General features: G+C 62.0%; 7 protein-coding genes. 1 reads left to right on the forward strand and 6 read right to left on the reverse strand.

The window, feature by feature from the left end; all coding sequences use genetic code 11:
• Positions 1-9: 9 nt before the first annotated feature.
• Positions 10-870, reverse strand: a complete 861-nt coding sequence (locus tag AC1DYR_RS12545) for a lysophospholipid acyltransferase family protein (RefSeq protein WP_477705382.1) — start codon at positions 868-870, stop codon at positions 10-12.
• Positions 871-1,048: 178 nt separating this feature from the next.
• On the opposite strand from AC1DYR_RS12545, the gene metK reads away from it, so the two are divergent.
• A complete protein-coding gene (metK, locus tag AC1DYR_RS12550) occupies positions 1,049-2,230 on the forward strand; it encodes a methionine adenosyltransferase (protein ID WP_457279749.1) in 1,182 nt (393 codons plus the stop codon).
• 116 nt (positions 2,231-2,346) lie between these two features.
• Here the strand turns inward: metK and AC1DYR_RS12555 are convergent, their stop codons facing one another.
• From AC1DYR_RS12555 to AC1DYR_RS12575, 5 genes are all read right to left on the reverse strand, one after another.
• Positions 2,347-2,550, reverse strand: a complete 204-nt coding sequence (locus tag AC1DYR_RS12555; protein WP_477705383.1) for a hypothetical protein — start codon at positions 2,548-2,550, stop codon at positions 2,347-2,349.
• 414 nt (positions 2,551-2,964) lie between these two features.
• Entirely contained in the window at positions 2,965-4,344 is a 1,380-nt protein-coding gene (locus tag AC1DYR_RS12560; RefSeq protein ID WP_477705384.1) for a hybrid sensor histidine kinase/response regulator, read from the reverse strand.
• Positions 4,345-4,458: 114 nt separating this feature from the next.
• A complete protein-coding gene (locus AC1DYR_RS12565) occupies positions 4,459-5,961 on the reverse strand; it encodes an ATPase domain-containing protein (protein WP_477705385.1) in 1,503 nt (500 codons plus the stop codon).
• Between the two features lie 365 nt (positions 5,962-6,326).
• Entirely contained in the window at positions 6,327-6,791 is a 465-nt protein-coding gene (locus AC1DYR_RS12570) for an SMI1/KNR4 family protein (protein WP_477705386.1), read from the reverse strand.
• Positions 6,791-14,617 carry a two-partner secretion domain-containing protein gene (locus tag AC1DYR_RS12575; protein ID WP_477705387.1) on the reverse strand — a complete coding sequence of 2,609 codons (7,827 nt, stop codon included), beginning with the start codon at positions 14,615-14,617 and terminating at the stop codon, positions 6,791-6,793. The genes AC1DYR_RS12570 and AC1DYR_RS12575 overlap by 1 nt, the downstream gene beginning before the upstream one ends.
• Between the last annotated feature and the right edge of the window lie 33 nt (positions 14,618-14,650).

Below are 14,650 nucleotides of genomic sequence, written 5' to 3' on the forward strand. Positions count from 1 at the left end.
GGGGGGTCTTCAAAGCGGAGTTTCCTTGCGTGGTGTCTTGTAGCGCGCGTAGCCCCACAAATACTGGCCGGGCTGGCTCAGCACAATGGCTTCGATCGCCCGGTTGATCTGTGTCACCCCATGCAGCAGGTCGGCGCGCGCGCCGGAATCAGAGGCGTCCATCCCCTGCACCGGTGGCCATATCTTGAGGAAATATCCTTTGCCGCGGGCCAGGCGCTCGCAACTGACGGGCAGCAGCACCGCACCGCTTTGCAACGTCAGCCGTGCGGCCAGCGTCATCGTGTAGGCCGGCTTGCCAAAAAAAGGCGCCCATACGCCCAGGCCTTCGGGTGGCACCTGGTCCGTCAGCAAGGCGACGGCCTGGTTGGCTTTGAGGGTTTTATGCATGAGGCGAATGCCACTCAGGGACGCGGGCACGACGGTGAGATTGGCCCGGTCGCGCGCCAGGCGTTCCAGCCGGGCCAGCCAGGCCTTGCGCGCGGGCCGGTAAATCGCGGTAATGGGCCCATACAGTTCGGCGAGCGCCTGAGGGCCCAGTTCGAAGCTGCCGCAATGCGGGCCAAAAAATATCACCCCGCGGCCTTGGGCAAAAGCCTGCTCCGCGTGCGCCTGACCTTCAACACGGACATTGCCCAGGCAGGATTCAGTGGCGGGCCGCATCCACAGTTTCGGCAGCTCAGCAATAAAACGTCCTGCCTCGGCAATCGCCGGCCGGGCCAGCGAAAAAGGGAGGCCGGCCTGCGCCACATGGGCCTTGAACTGCGCGCGGTAGCGTGGGCTCAAACCCCATACCAGCCAGCCCAGCACACCGCCCAGCGCATGCAACGCAGCCAGTGGCCAGAGGGAAAAGAAGCGGAACAACCAGGGCATGAATCAGGCGAAAGGGGTATCGAAAGGTTACGCCGGCGGAAATCCAGCCGTCATATAATGCGGGCTGTCGCCGAGTTACTGAACAACTTGCAGGGCGACATTAAACCAAACTGCTAAAGCGTTCGCCGAAGCATTCCAGCCGGCAACGCGCCGACAAACTTTTCATGGAGTGTACGCAATGGCGAACGATTTTCTCTTTACATCCGAATCCGTCTCTGAAGGCCATCCCGACAAGGTCGCCGACCAGATTTCCGACGCGATCCTCGACGCGATTTTCAAGCAGGACCCGCGCAGCCGCGTCGCTGCCGAAACCCTGACCAACACCGGCCTTGTCGTGCTGGCCGGCGAGATCACCACCAACGCGCATGTCGACTACATCCAGGTCGCGCGCGACACCATCAAGCGCATCGGCTACGACAACACCGAATACGGCATCGACTACAAGGGTTGCGCCGTCATGGTCTGCTATGACAAGCAGTCCAACGACATCGCCCAGGGCGTGGACCACGCTTCCGACGACCACCTGAACATAGGCGCCGGCGACCAGGGCCTGATGTTCGGCTACGCCTGCGACGAAACGCCGGACCTGATGCCCGCGCCGATTTACTACGCACACCGCCTCGTCGAGCGCCAGGCCCAGCTGCGCAAGGACGGACGCCTGCCTTTCCTGCGCCCTGACGCGAAGAGCCAGGTGACCATGCGCTATGTGGATGGCAAGCCGCACAGCATCGACACCGTGGTGCTGTCGACCCAGCACAGCCCCGACCAGAGCGAAACCGCGCACAAAATGAAGGCCTCGTTCACCGAAGCCATCATTGAAGAGATCATCAAGCCGGTGCTGCCCAAAGAGTGGCTCAAGGACACCAAGTACCTGATCAACCCGACCGGCCGCTTCGTTATCGGCGGCCCTCAGGGTGACTGCGGCCTGACCGGCCGCAAGATCATCGTCGACACCTACGGCGGTGCCTGTCCGCACGGCGGCGGCGCGTTCAGCGGCAAAGATCCCAGCAAGGTGGACCGTTCGGCCGCCTACGCAGCCCGCTACGTGGCCAAGAACATTGTGGCCGCAGGACTCGCACGGCAGTGCCAGATCCAGGTGGCTTACGCCATCGGCGTAGCCCGTCCCATGAATGTGACTGTTTACACCGAAGGCACCGGCGTGATCTCCGACGAGAAACTCTCGGCTCTCGTCAACGAACACTTTGACCTGCGCCCCAAGGGCATCATCCAGATGCTGGACCTGCTGCGCCCCATCTACGAAAAAACCGCCGCCTACGGCCACTTCGGCCGCGACGAACCGGAATTTACGTGGGAAAGAACTGATAAAGCCGCTGCGCTTCGCGCTGCAGCCGGCCTGTAATGCCGCCGGGCGGATAGCCCGGTATTAGTTCTTCAGCCCAGGCTCACTTCGCGTAGCGAAGTTAAGGACCGAAAAGGTAGCTCCCGCTCGCTAATCCAGGGGATCAACCCCGCAGTTCAACCGCGCGTGTACGGGCTTTTCCCGACATGCGGGGTATTGCCCAATTCTTCGGAAGGCGCGTTGTCGGCTTTGGGCTGCGCGATGGTCTTGTTGGTGCCCTCTCTGCCGTATTCCTCGGCAGATATGGGGTCAGGCGGTGCGGCTGACCCGTTCTTGCGGTCACGATCACTCTTTGGATCGATGCGTTTTTTCAGGCCCATCTCGTGTCTTTCATGTCGCGGAACGTCACGTAACAAAGCTGCTGGAATCCGCGGCGGGAAATGCGGATGCAGACATTGATGGCATTCCCCCCTGGAAATCACTGGCAGCGTCCGACACACCAACCCCGTTGCCGGTAACGATGAACGGCCAGGCACTGCGGGATTTCCCCGTCTCGATGGCGACTTCGCGCACAGGCCGGGGTGCCCGGATTTCTGATTGGTGCAGGGGAAAGCTGTCTAGAAACATGGCGGCGCCAATGAAGGCTTTGGGTGGCTGGGTTTTGACTGTAGGTTCACACTTGGCCACGATGCGTCAGCAGGATAGGAAATGCGTGTAGGACAAGCTCGAATCAGGCACCACTTCCTTGATTGGAGCTTTAATTCCCGGCTTTCCGGCCGCTGTTTTTACCTACGTCAGGCAACGAGGCAGGACATCAGGCTTTCGTAATCCACCGGCTTGACCAGGTGATGGTTAAACCCGGCCAGGCTGGCAAGGGCTTTGTCCGTTGTCTGTCCCCAGCCAGTGAGCGCAATAAGGACCATGTTTTCAGCGGCAGGCTGCTGGCGGATCAAGCGTGCTGCGTCGTACCCGTTCATGCCGGGCATTCCGATGTCCATGACGATAACGTCCGGCCTGTGGGCCTTGGCTGCGGCAACGGCGGCCACACCGTCATACGCCGTTGTCACTGAAAACCCGTCCATGCCAAGCAAAGCGCCCAAGGTATTGGCCGCATCCACGTTGTCGTCCACCACCAGGATTTTTTTGGCGTTTCCGGACCGGGCGGAGCCCGCCATTTGCACAGGCGATGCAGGCTGCCCGCCCTCCAGAACCACCGGCAGCGCCAGGACGAACTCACTGCCATGACCCAGGCCTTCACTGCTGGCGTGCAGAGTGCCGCCGTGCATCTCGGCAAACTGCCTGGCCAGGCTTAGACCGATTCCCAGACCGGTCGGCGCTTCGCCAGGCACGGGCGTCTGGGCAAACAGGTCAAAGATTTTTGCCAGAGAAGACGCCTCAAGCCCGATCCCGTTGTCGGCGACCCGGAAAGTCACCACAGGCCCCTCGACTTCCGCGCGCAGCACGATATGCCCGCCTGGATGCGTGAACTTGGCGGCGTTGACCAGAAGGTTGGCGACGCTTTGCACCAGGCGCGCGTGATCGGCATCCAGCAGATACGGTGCGTCCGGCTCCTGCACGTCCAGCCGGTGCTGCTTGCTTTCCAGGGCGGAGCAGGAAATCTCCACCGCATGGTTGATCACTGATTGCAGTGTGATCTGCCCCCTTTTCAGGGTGACCTTGCCGCTGGTGATGCGGGCCACGTCCAACAGGTCATCCACCAATCGCGTCAGGTGAGCAACCTGGCGGTCCACGACATTGCGCAGCTGCGTGATCTGGCCCGAATCCGGGTAAAGATGCTTGAGGATGCCCATGGACGTGCGGATCGGCGCCAGCGGATTGCGCAGTTCATGCGCGAGCGTAGCCAGGAACTCGTCCTTGCGCTTGTCGGCATCGCGCACCTGGTATTGCCTTTCGCGTGCCCGCACGGCCGAGCGGGTGGCGGTAATCAGGGCAATGGTGCGCACGGGCCGTTCCACCAGCGTCACATTACCCAGATGCTCGACCGCCCGCTGCACATCCAGCGAATCGGCGCCGCTACGCGTCAAAAGCAGGATGGGGATGTCCGACCAGGTGGGCTGTGAGGCCACGTATTCGGCCAGTGGCCGCATGGCCACACCGCTGACAACTTCTTCCACCAGCAAGAGGGCGCCGGCACCCAGCGGGAGTTGCGTCATAAGCTCATCGCTGTTTGCGCACACAATGCTGTGGATGCCCACGGACCGGAGCACTTTGGCAGTCAGCGCCGCGTCCCGCCCTGTAGGCGCACAAATGACGATTCGCCGCTCCACCTAGCTCGCTCCGCGGGCGCCACCCACTTCAGGATCGTTACCGACATAGACCGGCACCCCCGTCAGGATGCCGCGGAAGCCGCGCAGAGGCGCGCCTACGTGGATACCCTTGTGGGACATGGAAAATTCGCGGATGGTGCGCTCGTGCAGGCTGCCTCGCTTTTTGAATACTGACACGGCCTGCTTGACTTCGCCGTCATGCTCGAAATAGCGCAGCATGAGCACGTTGTCGGCCAGATAGCTGGCATCCACCGTGGTGGACATCTGGCCGCCCAGCATGCCCTGCTGCACGCCCACCAGGATGGTCACCACACCACGCTGGCCCAGGTACGTCAGCAGTTCGTGCAAATGCGTAGTCAGAAAGCGTTCATCCGGCATGGCATTGAGGTAGCCGTTGATGCTGTCGATGACGACGACTTTGCAGCCGCGGTCGGCAGCCTGGCACACCACCGACGCGAACTCCCCGGGGGACAGTTCGGCCGGGTCGATCTGCTGAATGCTCAGCACACCCGACTCATAGGGCTCGCGGATTTCCATCCCCAAGCCGTCCGCGCGGTTCAGCAAATTGTTGGCGGCTTCTTCAAACAGGAACATGGCGCTGGTCTGACTGCGCGCAGCGGCAGCAGTCACGAACTGGGCCGCCAGCGACGACTTGCCGGTGCCGGGAGGCCCGGCGATGAGGGTGCTCGTGCCCTCTTCCAATCCACCGCCCAGCAGCGTGTCGAGTTCAGGCAAACCGCTTTTGAGCTGCTCCCGTTTGCCCATCACGCGCGACTCGGCCGCCACCAGGCGCGGGTACACGCAGAGACCGCCGTACTGGATGTCGTAGTCATGCATTCCACCCCGAAAGGCGATGCCGCGGTACTTCACCACGCGCACGCGGCGCCGTTCGGCCCCGTAGTCCTTCACGGACTGGTCCAGCGTGATCACGCCATGGGCAATGGAGCGCACCTGGAGATCAATGCCGGCGGCGGTGCGATCGTCCAGCAGCATCACGGTGCAGGAACGGCTGGCAAAAAACTGCTTCAGTGCCAGCACTTGGCGGCGATAGCGCAGCGGTGTGTCGGCCAGCAGCTGCAATTCGGAGAGGGAATCGATCACGACCCGGGTCGGTTTTCGTTCCTCGATCACAGATAGGATCATTTGGGTGGTGGTGCCCATCTCGACCTCGGAGGGGTGGAACATGGTGTATTCGGCCTCCGGCGTCAGCAGGTTTTCGGAAGGAAGGACCTCATGAATGTGGATGCCCTCCATGTCCCAGCCATGCGATTCGGCAACACCACCCAGTTCTGCGGCCGTTTCGGCCAGCGTGATGTAGACAACCGACTCACCGCGCCGGGCGCCTTCGACCAGAAACTGCAGCCCGGTAGTGGTCTTGCCGGTGCCAGGTTCACCTTCGATCAGGTAAATGCGGTCTTTGATGAGGCCGCCGCCCAGAATATTGTCCAGGCCGGCTATACCGGTGGAAAGGAAATGGAGCTCGATTGGGTTCTTTGAAGTCATGGTTGCAGGAAAAGCGGTTTGTGGGCCGACTTGCCAATGAAAGAACAATCCGCAACACCCGTTAAAGAACACAGCGGCTTGTAACACCTGGATAAATGGTAGTCAGCCCGCTTAAAAAGCCCGGTTTACCGCATCTTCGTTATGCGTAGGACAAGACGCCGTCCCACTGTTGAGTTGCGCCGCTAGTTGACCCAGTATTTCCATCAAATCTTGATCCGCGCGCTTTGGGGGGAAAGGATCATCAAAAGGTGAACTCCTCCCCGAGTTCCACCTGTTTTGGAACGGCAAAGCCAGACCCAAGCGGGTCAAGGCCGACTGAAAATTACCTGTCTAAGTGGTTCAAGTTGTGATGGAAATTAACACCATTAATTTAAATCGTGCCACTGAACAAGATGGTACTCAATTGAATTTTTCAAGAACTCTGAAAAACTTTTCCATGGTTGAGTTGTCGAACTCTGCCCCTCAAAAAACTGGCAAACAGGTGGATCATTTGAAATAGGTAGAAAGTAATTAATTTCATAACCCTGATGCATACAAAATATTTTTGCATCAACAGGCAGAAGATCGGCCAAATTCAATTCATTCATGAGTTCGCATGCTTCTGCTCGGAGCGCTAAGACACGCGGAAAAAATATATCCGTCCCACGAAACAGTTTCCCCGCGGATTTTCCAGCAAGGGCCAAAAAGTCACGATACGCTGCTGGCAAAATGCAGCCGAAATGCTGCTCGATGGTGGCAATTTCAGCATCGGTACAACCAACGAGCGATGTCTCCAAGATTGCCCCTTGCTGCACCAATGCATCAAACAATTTCTTAACGCCATCTATCATTATGGTTTGCCCGTGATTACGTTGACAGTCACGCCCGGAAATCGCTGCCTGAACTGGTCAATTACACCATTGCACGAAGCACAGACAGGCAATTCAGAATACAAGTTCACAACCCCTTTTGAGGAGGAGGTCAACTTAGTAGCTAGTTCCGAAAGGATCTTGTATTCCGAATCTAAAGTCCTCGGGTTGTTACCTGTTTGAATTGTGTTAAATATTGAATTTGTTGGCGCATTAACTGTTCCAGGGCGTGACGCTTGCCCGCTGACGCCGACCAACTCTCCAGCATTGCCATCAATAGTGTACTGAGCGACGCCAATATTTCTTCCCCCACCGATATTGAGATCGGTACGAATTTGCACGGCGCGATCAGCCAAATTTACCGACGCTGTTGGCACGCTGGTTGCCCCATTTGCCCCGCCAGCCCCCAACCCCTCAGCCTTAGCCAGCGCCTTGGGAATGTATTTCCCTCCCAGGTAGGCAAGCCCAAGCTTGGCGGCATCAATACCAATCAGCATAAGTGGATCACGCTCGCCCGGGTATGTCGCCAGATTAAACGAGTCCAGCACACGCTGGCCTTCGCCGGACTGGTAGGAGCCAAAGAGGGCCGAATTGCCTTGTTGCATCTGTTGGTTTGATACACCGGCAATACCAACCCCGATCGGCACAGCAACGCAGCCAAGACCCAATGTTTCAACGCATGACACCGCGCCCCCTGTGGCAATCACACCTCCACCCACCACTCCCACAGCACCAGCACCCATATTGACGGCACCACCCACTCGAGTGACAGCCTCTCCGTTTCGAGTCAGGCCGTCTCGTATCGCATCCAAAGACTGATAAATGAACTCACCCGTTTTTTGAAGAATGGCCTTCTCAGCTGTATAGGTGTCACCCTGTCGCTGCATGTCGTTGAGCTTGATCCAGTTTGGATCGCTGTCGGGAATGCCATCCGCACACCGGATCAACGCACACGCCGCTGCATCCAGTCGACGTTTCTCTTCAGTAGTCTTGCCTTCCTTCGCAGCGGCAAGTTTTTGGGTTTCGGTGTAATGCAACTGTCGATTATTGGCATCCACAGTCCAAGCAGTAGCAGCACCCCGCGTACCTCCAACAGCAGCACCAATGCCAGCAGCCGTCAGCCCGGCAACGACTTGAGCAATGCTTTTGGCAGCGCCGTCGCCCAGACCTGCCTCTTGCAAGCTTTGCTGCAGGTTGTCCTGAAGCGCATTCATCAGGTTGGCGGAGCTGGCGCTGGTGGCAGCACCCAAGGCACCGTCCACGCCGCCACCTAGCGCACCTATCACGGTGTGTAGGGCGATGCGATAGATGCCCCCTTCATCCCACTTCTTCGCTTCTTCTTCGTTCTTTTCAATGCGCAGGGCTTTGGCCTGGCTTTCTGCAAAGCTGGCGGCAGCCTTGGGCGCTTCTCGAGTGAACGCCTGCGTAATCTGAACCTGCGCATTGATCTCGGCCTGCACCCGTGCTGCGTCAAAGATGGGTTTAAGACCCGTTTCAGCATCCGTACTCCTCACGGCGGTATTGCCAGCGATGCCTGAGATGCCCGCACTGCTGGTGCTGCTGGCATCGCCCTTGTCTGAGCCGATGCCTATGCCCAGGCCGTTGATGCCGGCAGTCTTGGCAGTGGCGCCGCCGCCAAAGCTGATGCCGATTGACTCACCCTTGTAGCTGGCGGTGTTCTGGATGTCGCTGATGCTTAGGGTGCCGCCGGTCTTGAAGCTGTTCTTCTGGGCGTTGACGGCCTGGGTGTCGCTGGCGATGACGCTGCCCAGCAGGGCGGTGTTGCCGGCCACGCTGACCTGGAAGCCGCCGCTGCCGGCCTTGATGCCGCTTTGTTCGGCAACGCTCTGGAAGTTGGAGTTGATGTTGCTGCTGGAAGCGCTGATGCTGCCGCTGATCTTGCCGACGCCCACGCTCAGTGAGCCGCCCAGGCTTTGCTGGCTGCTGGTGTAGGTGCTGCTGTCCTGCAATGAGGTGATGTTGAGGTTGCCGCCAATGTCGGCCTTGACCTGCTCGGCCCGGATCACGGCGCCTTGCAGGGTGGCGTCGCCGCCCGTGGTCAGGCTGACTTTTTCACCGGCCTTGATCTGGGTGTTGGTGTAGCTGGTGTCGTCGCCGTTGGTGCGGCCCTTGCCTTTGCTGGCGCTGACATTGACGAGGAAGCCGTCGGTGCCAAAGCTCACGCCGACGCTGCCCGAGCTGCTGCTGTTGGTGCTGCGTTCGCTGGCGAGGTTTTGCGCCGCCAGAAGCCGGGCTTCGTTTTCAGCTATCAGCTGCACGGCCTTGCCGGCTTCGACGGTGCTGCCCTGGATGGTCAGGTTGCTGGCTTGTCCGCCGCCGGTGGCGGCAATGGTGATGTTGTTGCCGGCCGTGATGTTGCTGCCGCGCGCGGTGCTGCTTTCGCTCAGGGAGTTGCTCTGGCTCTTGCTGCTGCCGATGCTAATGGCCAGGTTGATGCCGCCTGCTTTTTCTGCGGCGCTGGGCTCGACGTCCTGGCTGGCGCTGGGGTTGTTGCCGCCGGTGCCTTTGGGCATTTGGCCGGCCTGGATGGCGTTGTAAGCATTGTTGGCGGCAAAGGCCATGTTGGCGCCGGCCAGGGCCTGCATGCGGCTGTCCTTGGTCTGGCTGGCCGCTTCGCTCATCTTGTCGATGGTCTGCAGCGCGCTGATGACGGGGGAGGTGACTTCCAGCGTCAGGCCGCTTTGCTTGAACTTCTGCTCGGTCTCGGTGCGGCTGGCTTCGCGGGCTTCGACTATGTCTACCGTTTTGGCGGCAATGATGATGTCGCCTTTGGGTGCGATCACGTCGCTGCCGACCTGCTTGTAGACGTCATTGGCCACCAGGGTCACATTGCCGCTGACGGCGCCAACGGTGGAGGCTGCGGCGGTGGCGCCTTTGTTTTTCTGGTCATTCGACTGCTCGCGCGTGCCGATGGTGATGCCTATGCCGCCCCCGTCGAGCAGACCCGACTCCTTCTTCTCAAAGAAAGACGTGCTGCTGCTGGTGTTCTGCGCGGCCTCGATAGCGATGTTGCGGCCGGCAGCCAGGGTGGTGCCGGTGTCGCTGATGACGGCGCTGCCTTTGACGTTGATGTCTTTGCCTGCCACCACGGTGACCGTTTTGCCGCCCAGGCTGGAGCCGACGGCGTTGTCCTGATCAGTGCTGCGGCGCTCTTTGGTGCTGGAGCTGCTGAAGAGGTCGCTCTCGGCGGTGGTCATGCCAAAGCCGAAGCTGTTGGTCTGCCGGCCTGCGCTGAGGTTGACGTTGTTGCCGGCGCTGGCGGTGAGGTCGCCAGTCGCCTGCACATTGGCGACGCGGGCGTTGAGGTCGTTGCCGGCGTTCAGGCTCAGGCTGCCTGCGGTCTGGATCTGGCTGCCGACCTCTTTGGTTTGCGCGTCGCGCACAAAGTCGTCGTCGCCGCGGCGCTGGTCGCTGCTGTTGGCGGTGGTGACGGTGGCCAGGTTGATGTTGTTGCCGGCAGCAAGCATGGTGCTGCCGCTGGCGTTGTTGTTGCCTATGACCCCGGCGATGACGTTGAGGTCTCGGCCGGCGCTGGCGACCAGGGTACCTGCGGTGCCGGAGACATTGCCCGTGACGTAGAGACCGGCCACCCGATCAATGCCGGTCATGCTGAAGGTGTTGTTGCTGGAGGCATTGACGGCGGTGGCATTACCGCCGCTGCCCAGGCCGCCGGTGCGGTTGGTGGCACTGCTGGTGGTGGTGACGATGTTGATGTCGCGCCCGGCCAGGGCCGTCAGGCTGTTGACGGCGTCGATCTGCCCACCGGTGACATTGATGTCGTTGCGAGCGGCCACGGTGACGGCGTCGCCGGTGATGCGGCCGCTGATGTTCTGCACGTTCTCTGCCGTGAGGCTGACGACATTGCGACCCGCGATGGTGCCGCTGTTGGTCAGGTCGCCGCCGAGGTTGATGTTGACCTCACGCCCGGCGAGCAGCACGCCCTTGCCGCTCAAATCGCCGGCGCGGGGCACGACGTAGACCACGGGTACCAGGGCCTTGACTTGCACGGTGCCGCCACGGCCATCGGGCACGGTGACGTCCTGCTCGACCAGCCAGACGATGTCGCTGGTGAGCTGGGCCACCTGCGCGGCCGTCAGCGCCACGCCGGGGCGCAGCTGGAACTGCTGGGCAAAGGTGACGCCGGCGTCCATCAGGGCCTTGTACTGGACTTCTTCGCTGGTGTAGTTGGCCAGGAAGCGCTGGCCGGTGAGCTGGGCTACCTGCTCGTTCACCAGGCGCTGCTCGTAAAAACCGTCGCCCAGGCGCTTCTGGGTGGTGGCCGGGTCCAGGCCCAGGGCATTGAGCATGTAGTCGCTGCCGAGCCAGTTGCGGTAGTTGGCAAAGCGCGGGTCGGTCTCGACGATGAAGTTGCCCACGGGGTTGGGCGTGACGCGGAACAGGCTGCTGCTGGGCACCGTCAGGCTGTTGCTGCTGGCGGGCAGCGCCGCAGCGCCGCCGGCCACCACGGCTGCCGCCAGCTGGGTGCCGCTGGCCAGGCCCTGGCTGGATGGCGCCGTCATGCCCTGGCTGCGGTTGACGTCCAGCACAAAGGTTTTGGGCACATCCTGCACGTAGGCGGAGTCGCGATAGGCGTTGTAGTTGTAGTCGCAGCCGTCCCATCCGCCGCAGCCTTCGTTGTAGTTGCTCCACGCATAGGCAGTACCGGTGCGTTGGGCGTTGACGGTGATGCTGCGGCCGCGGTTGTCTACGGCCCGGCCGGTGATGTTGAGGGCGCCACCGGCAACGATCTGCGCCTGGTCGTTCAGGAGCGCATCGCGGGCGTTGAGCGTCATGGCCCCGCCGCTCAGGATGCGGCCGGGCGCGCTGCTGGTGATGGTGGCGCTGGGAACGGACTGGTTGTAGTCGCGGAAGGCGTCAAAGGCGACGGCATTAGCAACGACGGATCTGCGCATCGCGTCGATCTGCGCCTGCAGCGCGATCCACGGCGCAGCGGCGGCTTCCCAGGCGGCAAGGTCCTGCGGATTGGGGGGCACATAGCTGGATTCGTGACCCGTGTTAGAACCTGTAGGTCGAGGTCCCGGCGCAGCAGTGCTCGGGCGGGCCACCCCGAAAACCTGCCACACCGGGCTGTTGGCGTCGTAGCCAAAAAACGCCGCAACAGAGGTCGACACCAGCCCGTCGCGGGCGCCTGTCAGCAGGTTGTGGTCGGGAACGTAGGCACTCGGACCGAGGAAATACGGCGCGTACTTAGGGTCTGAGTAGGGTGCGCCCTTAAGCAACACACGGCCCTTGCCATCAACGTTGAGGTGGTCGGTGTATGGCAGTACGCCGTCTTCCGAGCCCCAGCGCCCTGGGCCGCCGTAGATCTGCTGGAGGCCGGTGGTGTCGTAATAGAAATAGCCACCGTTGGATGCAGCCCGGTAGTTCTCGCCACTGACGATCCAGCCCACATCGTCCGGCGAGTATGTGCCCTGCCCCGTAACGTATTCCTTGCCGTTGGTGCCGGGCGAAAACTGCACCGTGTAGGCAAAGTCAGGGTTGGTGTTGTTGATCTGCGCGGCGGCAATCGTGAGGCCGCCCAGCGACTCGATGGTGCCGCCAGCGTTGTTGACGGCCTGGGCCAGGCCCGTGGCCTGGCGGGATGCGTCCAGGCTGCCGCCGATGTTGAGCGCCGCTGCGCCCGTGCCGCCGCTGAAGATGAGCGCACCGATGCCGTTGTTGATGGTGCCCGCGCCGATGTCGAGCCGGTTGCGCGCGGCGATCACGCCGGCCTTGGTGACGCCGGCAATGGTTTCGGGTGTGTTGTTCAGGGTGGCGGCGGCAATGCTTAAGGTGTCGCCGTAAATGCGGCCGGTGCCGGTGTTGGTGATGAGCTGCGCATCAAGCCGGGTGACCTGGCCGTCGACGAGGCCGCGGTTGGTCAGGCTGTTGGTGGCCGTGAGCTGCGTGGTGGCGCCGGTGATTTCGCCGGTGGCTGCGTTGTCGATGTCGGTGGCTGACGCGGTCAACGTACTGCCGGCTTGCAGCTTGCCGGCGTTGGTGATGCCGGCCGCGTTGAGGGTGAGGTTACCCCCCGCAACCAGCTGGTCACCAGCAGTGTTGTCGAGCACACCGGCGGTGGTGATGGCCAGGTCGGCGCTGCCGGTGGTCTGGACCGTGCCGCCCTGGTTGGCCAGGCTTTGCGCCTGAAGCGTGGTGTTGCCGTTGCTGGCCAGCCTGCCGCCGGTGTTGTTGATCTGGCCCTGCGCGCTGACGCTGCCGGCGGTGGTGCCGGTCTGGGTGATTTGCCCGCCGAGGTTGGACAGGCTGCCTGCCGCCAGGCGCAGCTGGCCGGCCACCACGGTGGCCGCGTCGGTGCGCAGGGTTTGCGCCGTGCTGGTGGCCAGCAGGCCGGTGGCATTGAGGTTGGCGCGGCTGGCGTCGATGTCGCCGCCTGTGGCGGTGAGCGACATGCCCTGGGCGCGCAAGGTGCTGTCCGCCAGGTTGAGCTGACTGCCTGAGAGAGAAGCGTTGCCGCCGGCCAGGGCCTTGCCTGAGATGGTGACGGCACTGGCCGCGTTGATGGTGAGGTTGCCACTGGTGGTGGTGCTGCCGTCTGTGTTCAACCCCGCGGCGATCACGGCGCCGGTGGCCGAGGTGACCTGCGCGCCCGCACCGCTGGCCTGCACCGTGGTGTTGCCCTGGGCCCCCAGTGTGGCGCTGCCGGTATTGCTGACGCCGGCCTGTGCGGCCACCGCGGCGTTGCCATTGGCATACATCGTGCCGCTGTTGGTGGTGAGGCCGGTGGTGGCGGACTGCAAGTTGCCGCTGGCCAGCAGGCTGCCAGTGTTGGTGAGCCAGCCATTGGATTGCAACACCAGGTCGCCGCCTGTGGCGTTTATGGCGCCGGCGTTGCGCACACCCAGGCCTGTTTCGGTGCCGATCAGGAAAATCTTGCCGGCATACATGCCGCCGACCTGGGCCACGTCAATCGCATAGGTCGGTGCAGGGCCGGTGCCGGCTATCGGTGTGGCGCTGGTCTGTGTCGCATCAATCTGGTTGGCACCGGTCGTCACGCGGAGCTCTTTGGCCCAGATACCGGCATTGAGCTGCACAGCCCGGGCGAGGATGCCGGTGTAGTCGGCCGTGCTGGTGTCCAGGCCTGCGCCGTTCACCGTGATGGTGCCGCCCTGCACGCGAAAGCCGTCGAGCGCGCCGCTGTTGAGCACCGGGCTGCCGGTGGTGAGGGTGACGCGGCTGGCATTGAGAAAGCCGCCACCGTTGACGTTGATACCCGCCGGGTTGGCGATGATGACCTCGGCACGCTGGCCGGCGACTTCGACATAGCCCCTGATCTGGCTGGGGTTGGACGAATTCACCTCGTTGAGAATGACGCGCGCTGCGCCTGTGGCCAGCCAGGGGTTGCCCGGCACGAAGCCGCCGAGCTGGGTCTGCACGTTGCCGCGGCTGTTATTGAGGATGACGCCGCCTTGCGGCACATCAAACTGGATATACGTGTTGCGGCTGACACCGCCGGCACTGGGTGACTGGATATTGACCTGCGGCAGGCCATTGGCGGTTTGCAGGATGGTGGGACGCTGGCTGGCTGGAGCGGATGGGTCTGCGATGACCTGTGCCTGTACGGCGGGCTGCAGCCACAGCACCGCGCCCAGTGCGCTCAGCACGGCGAAGCGCAATGGACGTAGGCACGCCAGAAGATCCCCGGAAGCGGCCACACCCGGCGTTTCGCCACCTGCCGCCTTGCCCTGGCTGCTGGCGGTCTCGGCCACCACCATGCGCTGGCCGCGCTTTGAATTGAAGATGATGCGGTGCAGGTTTTTGTTCATGGCGAAGGGTCGGCTGGGATCACAAAAAAAATG

The organism is Polaromonas sp. P1_F9, assembly GCF_056405615.1.